This window comes from Nonomuraea sp. NPDC050540 (assembly GCF_044457485.1).
Classification (GTDB): domain Bacteria; phylum Actinomycetota; class Actinomycetes; order Streptosporangiales; family Streptosporangiaceae; genus Nonomuraea.
In genome coordinates, this window is the sequence record NZ_JBITHA010000006.1 from 589,402 (window position 1) to 610,181 (window position 20,780).

20 protein-coding genes are annotated in these 20,780 nt (G+C 73.0%); 10 read left to right on the forward strand and 10 right to left on the reverse strand.

Annotation, left to right across the window (positions count from 1 at the left end):
- Window positions 1–19 precede the first annotated feature (19 nt).
- The 4 genes from ACIBI5_RS23915 (at window position 20) to ACIBI5_RS23930 (ending at window position 3,566) form a co-directional block, all read left to right on the forward strand.
- Window positions 20–928 carry an ABC transporter ATP-binding protein gene (locus tag ACIBI5_RS23915; protein WP_397250164.1) on the forward strand — a complete coding sequence of 303 codons (909 nt, stop codon included), beginning with the start codon at window positions 20–22 and terminating at the stop codon, window positions 926–928.
- Window positions 925–1,692, forward strand: a complete 768-nt coding sequence (locus ACIBI5_RS23920) for an ABC transporter permease (protein ID WP_397250166.1) — start codon at window positions 925–927, stop codon at window positions 1,690–1,692. The genes ACIBI5_RS23915 and ACIBI5_RS23920 overlap by 4 nt, the downstream gene beginning before the upstream one ends.
- Window positions 1,693–1,757: 65 nt before the next feature.
- Window positions 1,758–2,678, forward strand: coding sequence for an EamA family transporter (locus ACIBI5_RS23925; protein WP_397250168.1), 921 nt, complete (start codon window positions 1,758–1,760; stop codon window positions 2,676–2,678).
- Window positions 2,679–2,753: 75 nt separating this feature from the next.
- Window positions 2,754–3,566 carry a class I SAM-dependent methyltransferase gene (locus ACIBI5_RS23930; protein ID WP_397250170.1) on the forward strand — a complete coding sequence of 271 codons (813 nt, stop codon included), beginning with the start codon at window positions 2,754–2,756 and terminating at the stop codon, window positions 3,564–3,566.
- 4 nt (window positions 3,567–3,570) lie between these two features.
- Here the strand turns inward: ACIBI5_RS23930 and ACIBI5_RS23935 are convergent, their stop codons facing one another.
- Both ACIBI5_RS23935 and ACIBI5_RS23940 read right to left on the reverse strand, forming a co-directional pair.
- Window positions 3,571–4,245, reverse strand: coding sequence for a GntR family transcriptional regulator (locus tag ACIBI5_RS23935; protein WP_397250172.1), 675 nt, complete (start codon window positions 4,243–4,245; stop codon window positions 3,571–3,573).
- Window positions 4,246–4,262: 17 nt separating this feature from the next.
- Complete coding sequence (locus tag ACIBI5_RS23940) at window positions 4,263–5,216, reverse strand: ornithine cyclodeaminase family protein (protein WP_397250174.1); 954 nt, start codon at window positions 5,214–5,216, stop codon at window positions 4,263–4,265.
- Between the two features lie 135 nt (window positions 5,217–5,351).
- Here ACIBI5_RS23940 and ACIBI5_RS23945 point away from each other — a divergent pair, with 135 nt between their 5' ends.
- From ACIBI5_RS23945 to ACIBI5_RS23955, 3 genes are read left to right on the forward strand one after another with little or no spacing between them, the layout of a single operon-like run.
- Window positions 5,352–6,377, forward strand: a complete 1,026-nt coding sequence (locus tag ACIBI5_RS23945) for a DUF418 domain-containing protein (RefSeq protein ID WP_397250176.1) — start codon at window positions 5,352–5,354, stop codon at window positions 6,375–6,377.
- Window positions 6,374–7,603, forward strand: a complete 1,230-nt coding sequence (locus ACIBI5_RS23950) for a sensor histidine kinase (protein WP_397250178.1) — start codon at window positions 6,374–6,376, stop codon at window positions 7,601–7,603. Before ACIBI5_RS23945 ends, ACIBI5_RS23950 begins: the two co-directional genes overlap by 4 nt.
- Complete coding sequence (locus ACIBI5_RS23955; RefSeq protein ID WP_397250180.1) at window positions 7,600–8,265, forward strand: response regulator; 666 nt, start codon at window positions 7,600–7,602, stop codon at window positions 8,263–8,265. The genes ACIBI5_RS23950 and ACIBI5_RS23955 overlap by 4 nt, the downstream gene beginning before the upstream one ends.
- A 272-nt stretch (window positions 8,266–8,537) precedes the next feature.
- On the opposite strand, the gene ACIBI5_RS23960 is transcribed toward ACIBI5_RS23955, so the two are convergent.
- The 6 genes from ACIBI5_RS23960 to ACIBI5_RS23985 are packed head-to-tail and all read right to left on the reverse strand — an operon-like array spanning window position 8,538 to window position 14,153.
- Window positions 8,538–9,503 (reverse strand): proline racemase family protein, encoded by a 966-nt coding sequence (locus tag ACIBI5_RS23960; protein WP_397250182.1) that lies wholly within the window; start codon window positions 9,501–9,503, stop codon window positions 8,538–8,540.
- On the reverse strand, window positions 9,500–10,501 hold the full coding sequence (locus ACIBI5_RS23965) for a proline racemase family protein (RefSeq protein WP_397250184.1): 1,002 nt from the start codon (window positions 10,499–10,501) through the stop codon (window positions 9,500–9,502). Before ACIBI5_RS23965 ends, ACIBI5_RS23960 begins: the two co-directional genes overlap by 4 nt.
- Before the next feature lie 58 nt (window positions 10,502–10,559).
- Complete coding sequence (locus ACIBI5_RS23970) at window positions 10,560–11,453, reverse strand: dihydrodipicolinate synthase family protein (protein WP_397250186.1); 894 nt, start codon at window positions 11,451–11,453, stop codon at window positions 10,560–10,562.
- Window positions 11,450–12,766, reverse strand: coding sequence for an NAD(P)/FAD-dependent oxidoreductase (locus ACIBI5_RS23975; protein WP_397250188.1), 1,317 nt, complete (start codon window positions 12,764–12,766; stop codon window positions 11,450–11,452). The genes ACIBI5_RS23970 and ACIBI5_RS23975 overlap by 4 nt, the downstream gene beginning before the upstream one ends.
- The gene (locus ACIBI5_RS23980) at window positions 12,763–13,008 is read right to left on the reverse strand and encodes a (2Fe-2S)-binding protein (protein ID WP_397250190.1); all 246 of its coding nucleotides are present in this window, start codon (window positions 13,006–13,008) and stop codon (window positions 12,763–12,765) included. The genes ACIBI5_RS23975 and ACIBI5_RS23980 overlap by 4 nt, the downstream gene beginning before the upstream one ends.
- Window positions 13,008–14,153 carry an NAD(P)/FAD-dependent oxidoreductase gene (locus tag ACIBI5_RS23985; RefSeq protein WP_397250192.1) on the reverse strand — a complete coding sequence of 382 codons (1,146 nt, stop codon included), beginning with the start codon at window positions 14,151–14,153 and terminating at the stop codon, window positions 13,008–13,010. Before ACIBI5_RS23985 ends, ACIBI5_RS23980 begins: the two co-directional genes overlap by 1 nt.
- 104 nt (window positions 14,154–14,257) lie before the next feature.
- On the opposite strand from ACIBI5_RS23985, the gene ACIBI5_RS23990 reads away from it, so the two are divergent.
- Both ACIBI5_RS23990 and ACIBI5_RS23995 read left to right on the forward strand, forming a co-directional pair.
- On the forward strand, window positions 14,258–15,235 hold the full coding sequence (locus ACIBI5_RS23990) for a heme A synthase (RefSeq protein ID WP_397250194.1): 978 nt from the start codon (window positions 14,258–14,260) through the stop codon (window positions 15,233–15,235).
- Window positions 15,236–15,286: 51 nt separating this feature from the next.
- On the forward strand, window positions 15,287–15,976 hold the full coding sequence (locus ACIBI5_RS23995; protein ID WP_397250196.1) for a vancomycin high temperature exclusion protein: 690 nt from the start codon (window positions 15,287–15,289) through the stop codon (window positions 15,974–15,976).
- 327 nt (window positions 15,977–16,303) lie between these two features.
- Here the strand turns inward: ACIBI5_RS23995 and ACIBI5_RS24000 are convergent, their stop codons facing one another.
- Both ACIBI5_RS24000 and ACIBI5_RS24005 read right to left on the reverse strand, forming a co-directional pair.
- Window positions 16,304–17,437 (reverse strand): PrsW family intramembrane metalloprotease, encoded by a 1,134-nt coding sequence (locus ACIBI5_RS24000; protein WP_397250198.1) that lies wholly within the window; start codon window positions 17,435–17,437, stop codon window positions 16,304–16,306.
- A 46-nt stretch (window positions 17,438–17,483) separates the two neighbouring features.
- Window positions 17,484–18,428, reverse strand: a complete 945-nt coding sequence (locus ACIBI5_RS24005) for a heme o synthase (protein ID WP_397250200.1) — start codon at window positions 18,426–18,428, stop codon at window positions 17,484–17,486.
- Window positions 18,429–18,749: 321 nt separating this feature from the next.
- Here ACIBI5_RS24005 and tkt point away from each other — a divergent pair, with 321 nt between their 5' ends.
- Window positions 18,750–20,780, forward strand: a complete 2,031-nt coding sequence (gene tkt / locus ACIBI5_RS24010; protein WP_397250326.1) for a transketolase — start codon at window positions 18,750–18,752, stop codon at window positions 20,778–20,780.

A 20,780-nucleotide genomic window follows, 5' to 3' on the forward strand; every position in this document is an offset into this window, starting at 1 on the left:
CAGTCCCTAGACTCTTGCCATGGATTCCCCAGCCGTCGAGATCATCGATCTGGTCAAGCGCTACGGCGCCACCACGGCGATCGACGGCCTCACGCTCTCGGCGGCGCGCGGCGCGGTCACCGCGATCCTCGGCCCCAACGGTGCGGGCAAGACCTCCACGATCGAGATCTGCGAGGGCTTCAGGCGCGCCGACGCCGGCACCGTCCGCGTGCTCGGCGCCGATCCGCGCACCCACGCGCTGCGTCCCCGGGTGGGCGTCATGCTCCAGGCGGGCGGCGTCCCGCCCGCGATGCGCTGCGGCGAGTGGCTGAGGCTGGTCTCGCGCTTCTACGCCCGCCCCCTCGATCCGCGGGCCCTTCTGGTACGCCTGGGGCTGGCCGAGCACGCCCGCACCCCCTACCGCAGGCTCTCCGGCGGCCAGCAGCAGCGCCTGTCCCTGGCCGCGGCGGTCGTCGGCCGCCCCGAGCTGGTCTTCCTCGACGAGCCGACCGCCGGGCTCGACCCGCAGGCCAGGCACGGCTGCTGGGACCTGGTCGGCGACCTGCGCGCGGCCGGGGTCTCCGTGGTGCTCACCACCCACCACATGGACGAGGCCGAGCGCCTGTCCGACCACGTCGTCATCATCGACCGCGGCCAGGTCGTGGCCGAGGGCAGCCCCGCCCAGCTGACCGGCGCCGAGCGGCAGCTGCGCTTCCGCGCCCGTCCCGGCCTGGCGCTGGAGGAACTGCTCAACGCGCTGCCGGCCGGCAGCGCCGCCAAGGAGTCCCCCGCCGGCCACTACATCCTCGAGGGCCAGGTCGGGCCCGAGCTGCTGGCCACGGTCACCGCCTGGTGCGCCGCCGAGGGCGTCACGGCCGACGACCTGCGCATCGAGCGCCGCACGCTGGAGGACGTCTTCCTCGAACTGACGGGACGCGAACTGCGATGACCACCCTTGACCTCACTCCGGCGCCCGGCGCGGCGCCGCTGCCCAGGATGGTGCTGGCGCAGGCGGGAGCCGAGGTGCGGGCCATCCTGCGCAACGGCGAGCAACTGCTGCTCACGCTGATCATCCCGGTGCTCCTGCTCGCGGGCTTCTCGCTGGCGCCGCTGATCGACATCGGGGGCGGCAGCCGGGTCGGCTTCCTGGCCCCCGGCGTGCTGGCGCTGGCCGTGATGTCCACGGCGTTCACCGGGCAGGCGATCGCGACCGGGTTCGAGCGCCGCTACGGCGTGCTGAAGCGCCTCGGGGCCACGCCGCTGTCGCGGGCCGGGCTCATGCTGGCCAAGACGCTGGCCGTACTCGCGGTGGAGGCCCTGCAGGTGGTGGTCATCGTGGCCGTCGCGCTGGCGCTCGGGTGGCGGCCGCAGGGCTCGTTCCTGGGGGCGGCCCTGCTGGTGCTGCTCGGCACCGCGGCCTTCAGCGGGCTGGGCCTGCTCATGGCGGGGGTCCTGCGCGCGGAGGCGACGCTGGCCGCGGCCAATCTCGTCTACCTGGTGCTCCTGGGCGCGGGCGGGGTGGTCTTCCCCCTGTCGAAGTTCCCTGAGGGGCTGCGCTCGGCGCTTGAGCTGCTGCCGATCTCGGCGCTGACCGGCGGCCTGCGCGCGGTGCTGCGCGACGGGGCCGCGCTGCCGCTCGGCGCGCTGGCCGTGCTGGCGGTCTGGGCGGTGCTCACGCTGGGGCTGGCCTCGCGCACGTTCCGCTGGGAGTGACACCCCCGGACTCGGTTTGTGTCGGTCGTCGTGAGTACCCTCTGACGACGACCTGAGGAGTCCCCTTGACCGCCTTTGCCCTTGATGAACCATTCGACCGTTCCAAGTCCGGCGTGCCGGGACCGGGCGGCCTGCTGCGCACCGCCGCCGACTCGATCCCGCCGTCCGGGCTCGTGCTGCTGGCCATCGTCTCCGTCCAGCTGGGCGCCGGGTTCGCCAAGGACCTGTTCCACATCCTGCCGCCGAGCGCCATGGTCTTCCTGCGCATCGCGGCCGGGGCGCTGATCATCACCGCTGTGGCGCGGCCGCGGCTGCGGGGCATGACCAGGCGCGACTGGGCGGTCGTGGTCGGCTTCGGCGCCACGTTGGCGGTCATGAATCTGACGTTCTACGAGGCTCTGGCCCGGTTGCCCATGGGGATCGCGGTGGCGATCGAGTTCCTGGGGCCGCTGGGGGTCGCGGTGGCCGCCTCGCGGCGGCGGCTGGACCTGTTGTGGGTGCTGCTGGCCGGGGGCGGCGTGGTCCTGCTCGCTCCCTGGGGGCAGTCGTCCTCGGTCAGCTGGGCCGGCATCGGCTTCGCGCTGGTGGCCGGGGCCTGCTGGGCGGCGTACATCCTGCTGTCGGCGGCGGCCGGGCAGCGCTTCTCCGGCGCCACCGGGCTGTCGCTGGCCATGGCGGTCTCGGCGGTGGTGGTCGCGCCCGTCGGCGTCACGGCCGGCGGGGCGGACCTGCTGCAGCCCGAGGTGCTGCTGATCGGACTGGGGGTCGGGCTGCTGTCGTCGGTGATCCCCTACTCGCTGGAGCTGCAGGCGCTGCGCCGGATGCCCAAACACGTGTTCGGGATCCTGATGAGCCTGGAGCCCGCCGTGGCGGCCATGATCGGGCTGGTGGTGCTGGGCGAGATCCTGCACCTCCGTGAGTGGGCGGCGGTCATCTGCGTGGTCGCGGCCAGCCTGGGCGCCACCCGGGCGCGCAAGAAGCTCTGACCCAGGCTGGTTTCCACCCCCACCACCAGGCACTATTACCCTGAGTCATTCTTCGGATGCGAGGGGTTGTGGGCGATGGGGTCCGAGCCGGTCAAGCTCACCAGCGACTGGATGGCCGTGCTGCGTGCCCGCGAACACGCCCAGCCCGATGCGTACCTGGACGATCCGTGCGCGGCCGTCTTCGTCACCCCCGCCTCCGAGGCGGGCGTCGACAGCGTGCGCGCCGACGCGCTGCCGTCCGCGGTGGTGCCGCTGCGCGGGCGGCTGGGCGACCTCACGCTGCTCTCCCCCGGGGTACGGCAGGCCGTCTGCCTCGGATCCGGCACCGACGCCCGCGCCTACCGGCTGCCCGTCGAGCCCTCGCTCGTCTACTACGAGGTGGACCTGCCCGGCCAGCTGGACGGCAAGGCGGAACTGCTGGCCGCGGCCGGGTTCGGAGCGCGCTGCGACGTGCGGGTGGTCGAGGCCGACCTCCGGCTCCACTGGGCCCCGGCGCTGGTCGAGGCCGGGTTCTCCGTCTCCGAGCCGGCCTGCTGGATCGCCGACGGGCTCTTCTACTATCTGACCCCGGCCCAGACCCACGCGGTGCTGGACTCGGTCAGCGCGCTGGCGGCGCCGGGGTCGTGGCTGACGTTCGACGTGCCGCACGAGCTGTTCCTGCGGGACCCGGTGATGCAGCCGTTCCTGCGGGAGATGGCGCTGCGGGGAGTGCCGTTCGTGGGGGCGCTGCGCGATCCGGCGGGGCTGCTGGCGCGGCACGGGTGGAGCGCGTCGGCCGCCCTGCACCGGGAGATCGCCGCGGGGGCGTGCGGGTGGCTACCCCCGCTGCCGCAGCGGCTGCGCACCCCGGCGATGGACCTCTGGCTGGTGCGGGCGCGCCAGCCCTGACGGCCTATTCGGGGCGGTCGGCCCAGATGCCGCGCACGTGCTGGATGTGGGCGCTCATGATGCTCTCGGCCGCGGCGGAGTCGCCCGCGGCCAAGGCGCTGAGCAGAGCCAGGTGCTCGCGTCCCGAGTCGGGGAGCTTGCCGCGCTCGAAGAGCTGCTGCAGGCCGTACAGGCGGGCCCGGTTGCGCAGGTCGCGCACGACTTCCACCAGATGTGCGTTGCCCGACAGCTTGAGCAGCTCCACGTGGAAGCGCAGGTCGGCGTCCACGTAGGCCAGCAGGTCGCCGCGTTCCGCCGCGGAGACGATCTCCTCCGCGATCGGCCGCAGGCTCTCGAACTCCGCGGCCCGCGAGGCGTCCGCGAGCCGGGTCACCGTGGGCACCTCGATCAGCTGGCGAATCTCGGTGAGCTCGTCGAGGTCGCGCTCGGACAGCTCCGTGACCCGGAAGCCCTTGTTGCGGACCGCCTCGACCAGGCCCTCCTTGGCCAGGTCGAGCATGGCCTCGCGGACGGGGGTCGCCGACACCCCGAACTGGGCGGCCAGCACCGGCGCGGAGTACACCACGCCCGGCCGCATCTCGCCGGTGATCAGCGCCGCCCGGAGCGCGTGCGCGACCTGCTCGCGCAGGCTCTGCCGCTCCCCCACCATCGGCAGGTCGAGCCGGTCCTCCGCAGCCATCGCGCGCATCCCTTTCCCTACGTCCACGCCTCGTATGCGGCCGCGGCCACCACGAGGTCCTGCCAGGCCATCCCTGTGCTCTTGAACAGTCTGGGTCCTGGGCCTGCGGTGATGCGGCCGTTGATCAGCTCGGCGAGGTTTCCGGCGAGGTGACCAGTCGTGATCGTACCGTGGCGGATCGGGACGATCACATCTCCGGCCTCGACCAGCGCGCTCGCCCGGGACTCGACGACCACGCACGAGCGGGCGACGAGGTCGTCGTCCACCTCGCGGGCGTCGGGTTCGTGGGAGCCGACGGCGAGGATGGCGGCGCCGTCGCGGGCGAGCTTACCGGCGAACAGCGGCTCGCGGGCGGTGGTGCAGCAGGCGATGAGGCCGGCCTCGGCCACGGCGGCGTCGACGTCCGCGCGCGTGCCGGGATCGTCGCCGCGGAGGGCCCGCGCGGTCAGGCCGAGTGACCGGCAGCGGGCGGCCAGGGCCTCGGCCCGCTCCCTGTGCCGGGCGACGACGGTGACGCGCTCCAGCGGGCGTACGGCGCGCAGCGCCAGGACGTGACCCCAAGCCTGCGGGCCGGAGCCGAAGACCACCAGCGTGCGGGCGTCGGCGGCGGCCAGGTGGGTGGCGGCCAGCGCGGAGACGGCCGGGGTGCGCAGGCTGGTCAGGGCGATGCCGTCCATGACCGCGAGCGGGCTCAGGGTGCCGCCGTCGAACAACAGGTAGGCGCCCTGGATGCGGGGCAGGTCACGCGCGGGCCCGTCGGGCGCGATCGTGACCGCCTTGACCCCGGCGTAGGCACGGGTGGCGGCGGGCATCAGCAACATCTGGCCGCCCGGCAGGTCCACGACCGGCCGCTGCGGGGTGTCCTCGGGATCCAGGCCGTCGCGCAGCGCCTGCTCCAGCAGCTGTACGGCCCGCCTCACCGGAACCAGGCGGCCGAGGGCCTCCGCGTCGATATAGGGCAGCGCGTTCATGGGGCCAAGCATCCTGGCCACCGACCGGAGAAGGGAAGGGGGCCGCGCGGACGAGTCGTCCTCCTCCCCGCGACCGAGAAGGAAAGGGCCACGGGCCCGAAGCGCCCGGACCGTGCCCCCGGTCACCATGAAGGCGTGTCAGTCTCCCCGTCCTCTTCGTCCTCTTCGCAGGCCCCGGTCGCCCCGAAGCAGCGCATCGCCGCGCTCGACGCGCTGCGCGGGTTCGCCCTGTGCGGGATCATCTTCGTGAACATCCCCCAGACCATGGAGATGTTCGCCTACGCCGGGCAACTGCCCGGCCCGCTGCGCCTGTTCTTCCTCGGGCGCTTCTATCCCATCTTCTACCTGCTGTTCGGCATCGGCTTCGGCATCTTCCTGCGCTCGGCCGCCCGGCGCTCGGGACGGCCGAGGCTGCTCCTGCTGAGGCGGTTCGCGGCGCTGGCCGCGCTGGGCGCCGTCCTGCACCTGCTGCAGCCCGGGGAGGTGCTGCTGCCGTTCGCCGTCACCGGCGTCGTGGTGCTTCTCCCCCTCAGCTACCTGCCGCGCCGGGCGCTTCCCGCCGTGGCCGTCGTGCTGACGGTGGCGGGCGTCCTGGCCGGGGTGGGCGGTCTGGGGCTGCTGCCCGGATTGTTCGCGCTCGGGTACACGCTGGCCGAACTGCGGGTGCCGGAGACGCTCGGCGAGCGTCCCCGGCGCCTGGCCGCGCTCGGCGTCGTCTCGCTGGCGGTCTGCGGGCTGACGTACTGGCTCATCACCCTGCCGCTGCCCGACATGGCGCAGATCCGGCTCGGCACGACGCTGTCGCTGGCCACCGCGGGCTGCTACGTCGCGCTGTTCCTGCTGCTTCTACGCACCCCGGCGGGGACGGCGCTGTCGTGGGCGCTGGCGCCGATGGGCAGGATGGCGCTGACCAACTACTTCGGGGCCGCCCTGCTGTTCGTCCCGATCGGCACGGCGCTCGGCCTGCGCGGCTCGAAGGAATGGGCGCTCGCGGCGGCTCTGGGCGCAGCGATCCTGCTCCTTCAGGCCGTGGTGAGTAACCTGTGGTTGCGAAGGTACGGCTACGGCCCGCTGGAGTGGGCCTGGCGGTGCGTGACGTACTGGCGGCGGCTGCCCATCGGCGGTCGCGCCGACGCCGGAGGAGCGCGCGGAGCGGCATGAGCGTGTGGAGCGAAGGGCTGGCGCGACTCGGCGTCCGCACCGCCGCCGGGCGTGACGCGCTGGCCGCCGCTCTGCTCATCCTCGTCAGTACGGCCCGCCTGCTGCCCGCCGTCCACCAGGGCACGCTGAGCGCGCTCGCCCCCGGCGTCGTGGCCGCCGGCTTCGGCCTGGCCGCGGCGGACCTGGCCACCATCGCCACGCGGCGGCGCCGTCCCGTTCTCGCGCTGGCGGCGGCCAGTGTGCTCCCGCTGGCGGCCATGCTGTTGCCCGGCCGTCCCGCCCTGATCGGCGTGGGCGCCGTGGTGTGCTCCTACACCGTGGCCAGCCGCCTGCCCCAGGTGCGGGCGACGGTCGCGATCCTGGCCTGCGGCGCCGTCCACGCCGCCGGAGGACTGCTCGGGACGCTGGCGGGCGGCGGGCACAGTGGGCTGCTCACCTTCTGGGGTGTGCCGCCGGGCGATCCGGCCGGGATGGCGGCCGCCGTCGCCGCGGCCTATCTGCTTCCCGCCACGGCCGGCTTCGCCGTACAGGCCAGGCGGGCGGGTGCGGCCAGGGCGGCGGCGGGCATCGCGCGCGACCGGGAGGAGCGCGCCAGGACCGCGGTCGCCGAGGAGCGGGCCAGGATCGCCAGGGAACTGCACGACATCGCCGCGCACGACCTGTCCGCTATCGTCGTGCAGGCTGGCGCCGCCGACCGGCTGCTCGACCGCGACCCGGCCGCCGCGCGGGCCACGTTACGGGCGATCAGGTCCCAGGGACGCGACACGCTGGCCGCGCTGCGCGCGCTCGTGGGGCTCATGCGCGACAGCGAGCCGGGTGAGGCCGACGGCCGCGCCCCCGCGCTGACCGGAGTGGCGGAGACCGTCCGCCGGTTCCGCACGACCGGCATGGACGTCGAGGTCAGCGCCTCGGGCGAGCCGCGGACGCTGCCCGTCACGACCGGGCTGGCGGTCTCCCGCCTCGTTCGGGAGGCGCTGACCAACGCCCGCCGGCACGCGCCCGGCGCCAAGGTCAGCGTCACGACCACCTTCGGCGAGGCCGGGTTCGCGGTGGCGGTGCGCAACGCCAGGCCCGCCCGCGCCGCCCGCCCGACCGGCGCCGACGGCGGCTACGGCCTGCTCGGCATGCGCGAACGCGTCAACCACGCCGGCGGCGCGCTCACCGCCGGCCCCGAGCCCGACGGCGGCTGGCTGGTCAGCGCCTCCTTTCCGCTGGAGCGTCCATGACTTTCACGATCCTGATCGCCGACGACCAGGCCGTGGTCCGGGCCGGGTTCCGCACGATCCTGGAGTCGGAGCCCGACCTCGAGATCGTCGGCGAGGCCGCCGACGGGCAGGAGGCGGTACGGCTCGCCCGCCGCCTGCGGCCCGACCTGGTCATCATGGACGTCCGCATGCCCGTGCTCGACGGCATCGCCGCGACCGAGCGCCTTGCCGGCGTGGGGGTCGCCGACCCGCTCGCCGTCCTGGTCGTGACCACGTTCGACCTCGACGAGTACGTCTTCTCGGCGCTGCGCGGAGGTGCGCGCGGTTTCCTGCTGAAGGACGTCGAACCCGACGAGCTGGTGGCGGCCGTGCGGGTGGTGGCCGGAGGTCAGGGCCTGGTCGCGCCCGGCGTCACGCGCCGCCTCGTCGCCGAGTTCGCCCGCACCTCGAAGCCGCCACGAGTCCTGGAGCCGCTGCCCGCGCTGACCGGCCGCGAGCACGACACGCTCGTCCTCCTGGCCCGCGGGCTGTCCAACGTGGAGATCGCCCAGACCCTGACCGTGAGCGTCTCGACGGTCAAGACGCACGTGGCCAACCTCCTGGCCAAGATCGGCTGCCGGGACCGCGTCCAGGCGATCATCTACGCGTACGAGCACGGCGTCGTCGAACCGGGCAACCCGTGAACCGGACACGCCACAGCCCACGAGCCGACCGGACGAGCCGCGAGCGCGACAGGCCGGGGCAACCAGAGTTGAGCAGCCCGGCCGCCCACGTGCCAGCCACCCAGAAGCTCAGGCGGCCCGGGAACGTGCCGGGCGGGCAGTTCGTGAGCCGGGGACCTTGCGGCCGGTGAGCCGATGGGCCGGGCGGGCTGTGGGCCGGGCGGCCCGTGAGCGGGGGTCGGGGCCGGGCGGCCCGTGAGCGGGGGTCGGGGCCGGGCGGCCCGTGAGCGGGGTCAGCGTAGGACGAAGCCGGTGCCGAGGGGGTCGGCGGGGTCGAGGTCGAAGGTGTGGCGGCCGGTGCGGTAGGCCATGCCGTCGATCTCCGGCACGATCCCCTCGGCCGTCCGCCCGGCCACCCGGGCGGTGAAGCGGGTGCCGATCACGCTGTCGTGGGTCAGCGTGACGGCGTCGCCGTGGTCGGCGGCCAGCAGGGCCATGCGGGCGGCGGTGCCGGAGCCGCAGGGCGAGCGGTCCACCTCGCCGTCGGCGAAGACGGTGACGTTGCGCTGGTGCAAGGCGGTTCCGGCGGCGGACAGCTCGTCGTGGAAGATGACGCCGTAGATCCCGGACAGCCGCTCGTCCCCGGGGTGGCGGGCGGCGGGGTGGTCCCGCAGCGCGGCCTTGACGCGGCGGCCGTGGGCGATGAGGGCGGGCAGGTGCTCCCGCTCCGCGGACAGGCCCACGGCGGAGGCGGGCAGGCTGGCGTAGATGGCGCCGCCGTAGGAGAGGTCGAGGCTGACGCCGGCGACCTCGACGCCGCGGGCGATCACCCACGACGGCACGCTGCGGAAGGTGACGCCGGTGATCCGGCCCCCCGCGCGGGCCACGCGGGCCGTCACCCGCCCCGACGGGACGTCGACGACCACGTCGGTGGCACCGTCCGGGCCGGCGGCGACCAGCCCCTCCTGCACAGCGTGTACGGCCAGCGCGATCGTGCCATGACCACACGCGGTGGAATAGCCGTCCTTGTGCCAGAACAGCACGCCCAGATGAGCCCCGGCGTCGTCAGGCGGCACCAGGAAGCATCCGTACATGTCGGCGTGGCCCCGCGGCTCATGGCACAACAGCCGCCGTACATGATCGACCCCCTCGGTGGCCGACCGCCGTTCGAGCACCGTGGCGCCGGGAATGTCCGGCACGCCACCGGTCACGATCCTGAACGGCTCGCCACCGGTGTGGTAGTCGACCGTCGTGATCACAGCTCGAACCCTTCGGGGAACGGGTCGCGGGGATCGAGGAAGTACTGGGCGGTCCCGGTGATCCAGGCCCGCCCGGTGATGGACGGCACGACCGCGGGCCGCCCGCCCACGGTGGTCTCCTCCAGCAGCCGCCCGACGAAGCGGGTGCCGATGAACGACTCGTTGACGAAGTCGGCGCCGATCGCCAGCTCGCCCCGGGCGTGCAGCTGGGCCATCCGGGCGCTGGTGCCGGTGCCGCAGGGCGAGCGGTCGAACCAGCCCGGGAAGATCGCCATCGCGTGCCGGGAGTGCTGGGCGGTGGAGCCGGGGGCGGCGAAGTAGACGTGATGGCAGCCGCGGATACGCGGGTCCTCGGGGTGGACCGGCTCGTCGGTGGCGTTGATCGCGTCCATGGTGGCCAGCCCGGCGGCGATGATCTCGTTCTTGGCGGCCCGGTCGAACGGCAGCTTGTAGGAGTCGAGGCCGGCGATGGCGTAGAAGTTGCCGCCGTAGGCGAGGTCATAGCGGATCCGCCCGAACCCGGGCACCTCGACCTCGGCGTCCAGCCGGTCGCTGAAGGCGGCGACGTTGCGGAGCGTGACCGACTCGGCGACGCCGTCCCTGACCGCGACGTCGACGGTGACCAGCCCGGCGGGGACCTCCAGCCGGATCGTGGTCACCGGCTCGCTCACCTCGACCATGCCGGTCTCGACCAGCACGGTCGCCACCCCGATCGTGCCGTGCCCGCACATCGGCAGCAGCCCGGACACCTCGATGAACAGCACGCCCCAGTCGGCGTCCGGCCGGGTGGGCGGCTGCAGGATCGCCCCGCTCATCGCGGAGTGGCCGCGGGGCTCGCGCATGAGCAGGTTGCGCAGGTGGTCGAGGTGGTCACGGAAGTACACCCGGCGCTCGGCCATGGTGGCGCCAGGGATCACCCCGACGCCGCCGGTGATCACCCGTGTGGGCATGCCCTCGGTGTGCGAGTCGACCGCGTGGAAGACCCGGTTGGTTCTCATGTCGCTCCTCTGGGGGGTGCCTGGGCCACGTGGCCGGTGCGGCGTACCTCGTGGAAAGTTATGCGATCCCCTCGGCGAGGGCCTTCTCGGTGGCGGCGCGGACGGCGCTGGCCTGGTCCTCGGTCAGGTGCACGCGCGGCTGGCGGCAGGGGCCGCCGCGGCGGCCCGCCACGTCCATGGAGAGCTTGATGGCCTGCACGAACTCGATCTTGGAGTCCCAGCGCAGCAGCGGGTGCAGCGTGCGGTACAGGGGCAGCGCCGTGTCCAGGTCGCGGGCGAGCGCGGCGCGGTACAGGGCGACGTTGGCGGCGGGCAGCGCGTTGGGGAAGCCGGCGATCCAGCCCACGGCCCCGGCGATGCCCAGCTCCAGCAGCACGTCGTCGGAGCCGACCAGCAGGTCGAGTCCGGGGGCGAGCTCGGACAGCTCGTAGGCGCGGCGCACGTCCCCGGTGAACTCCTTGACCGCCACGATCAGCCCCTCGGCGTACAGCCTGGCCAGCAGCGCCGGGGTGAGGTCGACCTTGGTGTCGTAGGGGTTGTTGTAGGCCACGACGGGCACGCCCGCCTCGGCCACCTGGCGGTAGTGCTCCAGCACGGCGCGCTCGTCGGCGCGGTAGGTGTTGGGCGGCAGCGCGAGCACCGAGCCGCAGCCGATCTCGCGGGCGTGCTCGGCCCACCGGCGCGACTCGGCCGCGCCGTAGGCGCCGACACCGGCCATGACGCGCTCGCCGCCGATCGCGGCGACGGCGGTCTCGGCGACCTTGGCGCGCTCTTCCGGCGTGAGCGTCTGGTACTCGCCCAGCGAGCCGTTGGGCACGACGCCGTCGCAGCCGTTCTCGACCAGCCAGCGGCAGTGCGCGGCGTAGCCGTCATAGTCCACGGACAGGTCGTCGTGCAGGGGAAGCGCGGTGGCCACCATGACGCCGTGCCAGGGTTTGGTGCGTGTTGTCATCGATATTCCTTCTGTGGGGGCTCCGCTAGGGCGCCTAGGGAGATCGGCTGGGCGATGGGGCGGCGTGGGGGCTGCTGGGGTTCCCCGGCCAGGCAGGCGAGCGCGTAGCCGCACATGCGGCCCTGGCACCAGCCCATGCCGGGCCTGGCCAGCAGCTTGATCGAACGGGCGTCGGTGGCGCCGAGCTCCTGTGCCTCGCGCACGCGAGACAGCGGCACCTCCTCACACCGGCAGATGAGCGTGTCCTGGGTGAGCCACGACTGCCAGCCCGGCCTCACCGGGTAGGCGCTCTGCAGCGCCGCGGCGAAGGCCCGCAGCCGGGCGCGCCTGCGCAGCAGCAGGCCGGGCACCTCGCCCGCGGGCCCGCCGGCGAGCGCGAGGCCGGCGACGCGGCCCTCGATCTCCGACAGCTCCCAGCCGCCGACGCCGGTGGGCTCACCGGCCGCCCACACCCCGGGGACGCTGGTGCGCTGGCGCGCGTCCACGTCCACGACCGGCGTGCCGTCGGTGTCGTGGCGGGTCCCGCAGCCGAGCTGGACGGCCAGCTCGATCTGCGGCACGAACCCGTAGCCGACGGCCAGCGCGTCGCACTCCAGCTCCTCGGTGCCCAGAACGTTCCAGTCGCGATCCAGTCTGGCCACCGTGACCGCGCGCAGCTCGTGCTCGCCGTGCGCGGCGATCACCGCGTGGTTCCTCCGGTACGGCACGCGCCGCGCGGCCAGCGCCCACGCGTACCCGGCGGCCTCGCCCGCCTTGGCGAGGGCCATGACCGGGTGCCGGGCCAGCCCCAGCCCGCCCGAGGCCTCGAACACCCCGGCCACCTCCGCGCCCGCCCCGGCCAGCCCGGCCGCCACCGGCAGCAGGAACGGCCCGGTCCCGGCCACGACGATCCGCCGCCCGGCCAGCACGCGCTCGCCCTTGAGCAGCGCCTGCGCGCCGCCGGCGGTGAGCACGCCGGGCAGGTCCCAGCCGGGGAAGGGCAGGGGCCGGTCGTGGGCGCCGGTGGCGATGAGCAGGCGCCGCGCCTGTGTCTCGGTGCGGGCGGCGCCGTGGGCGTGCACGGTGAATCCGTCGTCCTCGCGGCTGACGGCCCAGACCTGGTGCTTGAGCAGGACCTCGGCCCGTTGGCCCAGGGCGTGGGACTGGCGGGCGAAGCGGGGTTCCGGTTCCGCCCCGTGGGCGTGGCGGAAGTACTGACCGCCCAGGCGCGGGCCGCCGTCCAGCAGCACGACGCGCAGCCCGGCGAGCGCGGCGGTCAGCGCGCCCGCGACCCCGGCGGGGCCGCCGCCGATGACGGCCAGGTCGTAGGTCATGAGGTGCTCACCTCGTCACCGGGACGGGCCTCCAGCCGGCAGGCGCGCTCGGCCGGGCGGCCGTTGACCTCGACGAGGCAGTCGAAGCACACGCCGATGCCGCAGAACAGGCCGCGCGGCCGGCCGCCGAACCGGGTACTGCGCCAGGAGCGCACCCCGGCGGCGTGCAGCGCCGCGCCGATCGTCTGCCCCGGCTCGGCGGGCACGGCGCGGCCGTCGACGGAGATGTCGAACCGCTCCATCAGCCGGTCTCCTCTCGGGTGAAGCGGTCGGGGCGGAACGGGCGGAGGTCCAGGCCGGGCCGCTGCCCGGCCAGGAGCTGGGCCAGCAGGTGGCCGGTGGCGGGGGCCAGGCCGATGCCCGCCCCCTCGTGGCCGCAGGCGTGGTAGAGGCCGGGCGCGCGGGGGTCCTCGCCGATGACGGGCAGGTGGTCGGGACAGTACGGGCGAAAGCCGCAGTAGGAGCGGATCGCCCGCACCTCGCGCAGGGCGGGGAACAGCGCGACGGCCTGCGCGGCCAGCCTGGACAGCACCGGCACCGAGGTGGTCCGGTCGAAGCCGACCCGTTCCCTGCTGGCCCCGATGAGGACGGGTCCGGCGGGGGTGCCCTCGACCACGGCCGAGGTCTCCAGCCCTTCGGCGTCGCTGGCCACGTTGGTGACGTACGCGGCGGTGTAGACCTTGTGCCGGATCAGCGGTTCGCGCAACGGTTCCGTCACCAGGATGAAGCCGCGTCTGGGCAGCACCGGCAGGTGGAGGCCGGCCAGCGCGGCGACCTCGCCGCCCCAGGTGCCCGCGGCGTTGACGACGGCGCCGCCGAGGATGTCGCCGTGGGAGCTGCGCACGCCGCTCACCCGCTCTCCGCTGCGCAGGAATCCGGTGACGGTGACGCCGGTGCGCAGGTGGAGGGTGCCGTGGCCGTAGGAGTCCGCGCCGAGCCCGATCAGGCGGGCGGCGGCGAGCATGGGCTGGACCTGCGCGTCCTGGGGGTAGTGGACGCCGCCGGCCAGCCCCGGCGCCAGGTGCGGCTCGTAGCCGCCCAGCGCCTCGCCGGGTACCGCCGCGTGCTCCACGCCCTGCTTGGCGGCCAGTTCGGTGAGCTGCCGCAGGACGTCGGCGGTCTCGGCGACGACGAGCCCGCCCTTGGCCTCGAACTCGAACCCGCCGTGCTCGGCCAGTTCGCGCCAGAGGCGGTTGGACAGAAGGGCGAGGTCGAGCTCGGGGCCCGGCTCCTTGTCGGAGACGAGCACGTTGCCCTCGCCGGATCCCGTGGTGCCGCTCGCCACGGGGCCGCGGTCGACGACGGTCACGTCCAGCCCGGCGCGCGCCGCGTAGTAGGCGCAGGCGGCGCCGACCACTCCGGCGCCGATGACGATGACGTCCGACATCGGCCTCCCTTCAGTAATATGTCACACTACACTGAACTTCGCCCGGTCGGCCAGAGGCCATCGCGGTGGAAGGACCGGCACATACGGCCCCTACCATCGATGACGTGAAGCTACCCACGGACCACCGGAACCCGATCATCAGGAGTCTTTTCTTCTGGGCGCCCACTCAGGCCTCGATCCGCTACTGGGCGCTGGCGTCGGTCGTGGTCAACGCGGGCATCACGGTCACCGGCGCCACGGTCCGGGTGACGGAGTCGGGGCTGGGCTGCCCGACCTGGCCCCAGTGCACCAGCGACAGCTACCTCCCGGTCCTGCATCCGGAGATCTCGCCGCTGCACATGGCGGTCGAGTTCGGCAACCGGCTGCTCACGTTCCTGGTGCTGGCGGTCGGCTTCGCCTGCGTGATCGCCGCGCTGCGCCTGGCGCCGCGCCGTCCCGACCTGGTACGCCTGGCCTGGCTGCAGCCGGCCGGCATCGTCGTGCAGGCGCTCTGGGGCGGACTGGTGGTCAGGAGCGCGCTGCACCCGGCCACGGTCGGCACGCACTACCTGATCTCCGTGGTGCTGATGGCCGCGTGCTGGCTGTTCTACGTGCGGACGGGCGAGCGCGAGGGAGTGATCCGGCGCACCGTGCACCGCGACATCAGGCGGCTGGCACAGGTCCTGGTCGCGGCGACGTTCGCGCTGCTGATGGCGGGTGTGCTGGTCACCGGCACCGGCCCCCACTCCGGCGACGAGATCGCCTCGCGCTTCGACTTCGACATCGAGACCGTGGCGAGGATCCACGCCGACCTCGCCTACCTCGTCGTCGGCCTGACCTTCGCGCTGCTGATCGCCCTGCACGTGAGCGACGCGCCACGGGCGGCCCGCCGGGCGGCGCTGGCGCTGCTGGGCATCGAACTGCTGCAGGGCGTCATCGGCTACACGCAGTACTTCCTGGGCGTGCCCGCCTTCCTCGTGGGCCTGCACGTGCTCGGCTCGACCCTGGTGTGGATCTTCGCGCTGCGTGCGGCGACCGCCACGCGCGTGCGTGAGCCGGTGGGGACGCTCCCCTCCCCCAACCGGGAGCCCGCCACCGCCTGACCGGTTATGGCACGATAGGTCCGCCCCTCCCCCACCGGCGGAAGGCCACCCTTGTCGGGAAATAAGCGGAAGCTCCTGAGAAGGGGCTACCAGACACTCGTCCTGGCCAGTGTGCTCGCGCTGGCCCCCATGACCTGGGCGTGGCTCGACAGCTCACCGCACCGCGCCACCGCCGACACCGAGGGCTGGCTCGCGCGGGTCCCGGACGCGCAGGCCGCCCTCGTGCTCGGCGCCGGCCTGTACGGCGGGCAGCCCTCCCCCATGCTCGCGCGCCGCCTGGACATCGCCGCCGAGCTGTACCGGGCCGGCAAGGTGAAGGCGCTGCTGCTGTCCGGCGACAACAGCCGCAGGGAGTACGACGAGCCCACCGCCATGCGCGACTACCTGACCCACAAGGGCGTGCCGCCGGGCGCGATGGTCCTGGACTACGCCGGATTCGACACCTGGGACTCCTGCGTACGTGCCCGCAAGGTCTTCGGCGCCCAACGCCTGACCGTGGTCACCCAGGTCTTCCACATCCCCCGGGCCGTCACGCTCTGCCGTACGGCCGGCCTGGAAACCTACGGGGTGGGCGACGACTCGACCAAGCAGTGGGCGGCGGCGACCTACGTCTACGCGACCCGCGAGCTCCTCGCCACGGCGAAGGGCTTCGCCGACGCCGTCCTCCTGCGCTCCGACCCCGTCTTCCCAGGCCCAAGGGAAACCACCCTGGACCACATCCTGGCCCACCCCGCCCCCTAGGATCCCCAGGGGCGGCCGTGACTGCGTCTCCGGCCCACGCCCGTGACGGCCCAGGCGCCGACCCACGAGGTGCGCAGGGCGCGATCCACCCAGGAGGGGCAGCGGTCGCGATGGCCCGGGTTCTGGTCCACGCCGGAGCCGGGTCGTCACGACCTGAAGCACCCGTTCACGTGGGCCGTGACGGCGGGGACCCCGTCCGACGTGAGAAGCGACCCCCACGATCGGCGCCCGCCCACGGCGGCGGGTGGTGGTGGGGTGGCGGCAGCCGTAACGGAAGGCGATCGTCCTCGCGCGCAAGAAACGATCGAGCAAGAGAGCGCCGAAACGCTATCTCCGCGCGGGGACGGGGAAGCCGGCGCGGGCGGCGCTCATGCATTCGAGGAGGGCGCGTTGTTCCTCGTGGAAGGTCTGCTCGTCGACCACCCGGCGGGCCGCGCGGTCGTGCAGCAGGCCGAGTTCGGTGGCGGCGAGCTGGTAGTCGCTCATCGCGCGCAACCCGCGTTTGCCGCCGTGCGCGCTGGCCCACTGGCGGGCGCGGCGGCGGCGGGACAGGGCCGAGAGCATGTGGATGTCGGCGGTGTCGACCAGGCGGGTCGGGGCGTAGGGCGGCAGGTAGCGCTGGATGAGGGCGACGATGCGCCGTCTGTCCTTGATGACGATGCCGATCATGACCAGGAGGACCAGCAGCAGGATCAGGTAGGCGATCACGAGGCCGCCGAAGCCGCCGTAGGAGGCCATGCCGTTCCACAGGCCGTGCAGGAGCATCGCGCCGATCCAGCCCGCCAGGATGTAGCCGACCCGCACCGAGCCGCTGCGCAGCGCGGCGTAGGCCACCGCGACGCCGATCATCGAGGTGAACAGCGGGTGCGCGAACGGCGACAGGATGCCGCGCAGCACGACCGTGACGGCCAGGCCCTCGACGCCCCTCTCGGTGAGCGCGGCCACGTAGTAGCTGACGTTCTCGCTCATCGCGAAGCCGAGTCCGACCATGCTGGCGTAGATGATGCCGTCGGTGGGGCCGTCGAGCTCGGCTCGGCGAAAGCGCAGCAGGCCGAGCAGGACCAGGCCCTTCATCGTCTCCTCGACGACGGGCGCGCCGAACGTGGCGGCGACGCTGCGGGCGTTGTCGGGGGTGAGGTTGGCGGCGTCGACGATGTAGTGCAGGTTGAGCGAGTTGACGACGCCCGCGACCAGGACGGCCACGCCCGCCCCCCACGCGAAGGCGAAGACGAGGTTGCTCCGCGGCTCCGGCTCCATGCGGTCGAGCGCGAGCACCGCCGCGAGCAGGACGGGCACCGGAGCCAGGGCCAGCAGGAGAGCGACGAGGAAGTCGACAGGCGCGCCGTTGATCACGTCGAAGGAGAGCGAGACGAGTGCGCAGATGCCGGTGACGACCAGCCCGATGATCAGGGCGAAGGATGGCCGGTCCTTGAACACCCAGCGTGGATCACGGGACGCCATAGGGTGACTTTAACGGATCGCGTGCACGGTGTCCCGCCGCACACGCTCAGCTGAGGAGCGGGTCGATGGCGACGGCGAGGAAGAGAAGCGCCAGGTAGGCGTTGGACCAGTGGAAGAAGCGCATCGGCCGCAGATCGACGCCGGTCTTGCCGGCGTTGACCCTGGCCAGCATGCGGTGGATCTCCCACAGGCACACCACGCCGAGCGCCAGCGCCACGATCGGGTAGAGCAGCGTGGTGCCCGCGACGGGCCACAGCAGCAGCGAGCAGATCACCGTCGCCCAGGTGTAGACGATGGACTCCACGACGACCCGGCGCTCGGTGGCGACCACGGGCAGCATCGGGATCGAGGCGGCGGCGTAGTCCTCCTTGTAGCGCATGGCCAGCGTCCAGGTGTGCGGCGGCGTCCAGAAGAACACCACGCCGAACAGCACCAGCGGCGTCCACTCCAGGCTGCCGGTGATGCCCGACCAGCCGATGACCACCGGCATGCAGCCGGCCAGGCCGCCCCAGACGATGTTCTGGGACGTGCGCCGCTTGAGGATCATCGAGTAGACGAAGACGTAGAACAGGATCGCCGACAGGTTGAGCGCGGCGGCGAGCAGGTTCGTGGTGACCCACATGCCAACAACGGACAAAGTTCCGAGGACGATTCCGAAGATCAGCGCGTTGCGCGGCGTGACCTGGTGGCGGGCCAGCGGGCGCTTGCGGGTGCGCCGCATCTTCACGTCGATGTCGCGGTCGATGTAGCAGTTGAGCGCGTTGGCGCTGCCCGCCGACAGCGTGCCGAACACCATGACCCACAGGGCCTTCCACAGGGGCGGCAGGCCGCCCGACGCGAGGAACATGACCGGCAGCGTCGTGATCAGGAGCAGCTCGATGACCCGCGGCTTGGTCAGCGCGACATAGGCCTTGACGACCGCGCCGAAGGAGCGCGGCGGCGCGGCCTGCGGGGCCGGGGCCGTCGATTGCCTGTTCGTGAGCACCGTCAAGGCGCTTCCAGCACGTGCGGAGTCAACGCGTAACCTCTGATTAGAGCGGATCCGTGAATGGACGCCGTGGCGTCTCTGCGAACACACAAACTGTAGTAGCAGGGTCGGCCGGTCCGGCCATGGGGGGCGTGACCCGCTCTCGGACACGCACGGAGCGGCAAGGGAATCGATCTTGACCGCGGCTCCGTTAGGGTCCGGTGTGGGCGGGAAATGCCAACCGGCACCACCTATGACAACGAGATTCCGGAGATCGAGCAGTTGAGCACCTTTGAATGGACCGACCTCGACAAGAAGGCGGTCGACGTCGTCCGAGCACTGGCGATGGACGCGGTGGAAAAGGCCGGCTCCGGCCACCCCGGCACGGCGATGAGCCTGGCTCCGGCCGCCTACCTGCTCTTCCAGCGCACGATGCGGCACGACCCGACCGACGCGAGCTGGCTCGGCCGCGACCGCTTCGTCCTGTCGTGCGGCCACTCCAGCCTCACCCTCTACATCCAGCTCTACCTTTCCGGTTACGGGCTGACGCTTGAGGACATCGAGGGCCTGCGTACGTGGGACAGCCTCACCCCCGGCCACCCGGAGCACGGGCACACGATCGGCGTGGAGACCACGACCGGCCCGCTGGGCCAGGGCGTCGGCAACGCGGTCGGCATGGCGATGGCCGCCCGCCGCGAGCGCGGCATGTTCGACCCGGACGCCGCCCCCGGCACGAGCCCCTTCGACCACCACATCTGGTGCGTCGCCTCCGAGGGTGACATCGAGGAGGGCATCAGCCACGAGGTCAGCGCGCTCGCCGGCCACCAGAAGCTCGGCAACCTGACCGTGCTGTTCGACTCCAACCACATCTCGATCGAGGACGACACGCAGATCGCGCTGTCGGAGGACATCCTCAAGCGCTACGAGGCCTACGGCTGGCACGTGCAGAAGGTCGACTGGACGAAGACCGGCGACTACACCGAGGACGTCGCCGCCCTGAACGCCGCCCTGGAAGCCGCCCGCGCCGAGACCGGCAAGCCGTCGTTCATCATGCTGCGCACGATCATCGGCTGGCCGGCGCCCAACAAGCAGAACACCGGCAAGATCCACGGCTCCAAGCTCGGCGCCGACGAGGTCGCCGCCACCAAGAAGATCCTCGACATGGACCCGGAGAAGTCCTTCGACGTCCCTGCCGAGGTGCTGGAGCACGCGAGGCTGGTGGCCGCGCGCGGCCGCGAGGCGCACGCCGAATGGGAGAAGGGCTACGCCGCCTGGCGCCTGGCCAACCCTGAGCGCGCCGCCGAGCTCGACCGTATCTCCGCCCGTCAACTGCCCGGCGACTGGACCAGCGCGCTGCCGGAGTTCGAGGCCGGCGCCTCGGTCGCCACGCGCAAGGCCTCGGGCGAGTTCCTCAACTCCGTCTCCCGCGTGCTGCCCGAGCTGTGGGGCGGCTCGGCCGACCTGGCCGAGTCCAACAACACCACGATGAAGGGCGAGCCGTCCTTCATCCCGGAGGAGCACCAGACCAAGGACTTCCCCGGCAACCGCTACGGCCGGACGCTGCACTTCGGCATCCGCGAGCACGGCATGGGCGCCATTCTCAACGGCATCGCCCTGCACGGCGGCACCCGGCCCTACGGCGGCACCTTCCTGGTCTTCTCCGACTACATGCGGCCGGCCGTACGCCTGGCGGCGCTGATGAAGCTGCCGGTCACCTACGTCTGGACGCACGACTCGATCGGCCTCGGCGAGGACGGCCCGACCCACCAGCCGGTCGAGCACCTGTGGGCGCTGCGCGCGATCCCGGGCCTGGACGTGGTCCGCCCGGCCGACGCCAACGAGACCGTCTTCGCGTGGAAGGCCGTGCTGGAGCACACCGACCGCCCGGCCGCGCTGGCGCTGACCCGGCAGAACCTGCCGGTCTACGAGGGCACGAGCGCCGAGGGCGTCAAGCGCGGCGCGTACGTGCTGCGCGAGGCCTCCAACGGGCAGCCGCAGGTGATCCTCATCGCCACCGGCTCCGAGGTCGAGCTGGCCGTGGAGGGCAGGGAACTGCTGGAGGCGCAGGGCATCCCGGCGCGCGTGGTCTCGATGCCGTGTGTGGAGTGGTTCAACGGGCAGGACTCCGCCTACCGGCAGAGTGTGCTGCCGCCCTCGGTCAAGGCCCGTGTCGCGGTCGAGGCGGGAATCGCGCTCGGCTGGCGGGAGTTCGTGGGTGAGGCGGGCGAGACGGTCAGCCTTGAGCACTTCGGGGCTTCCGCTCCCTACAAGACGCTGTACGAGCAGTTCGGCCTGACGGCCGAGCGCGTGGCGGCGGCGGCCAAGGCCAGCCTCGCCAAGCTCGGTCAGGACAAGGGCGAGACGACGGGAAACTGA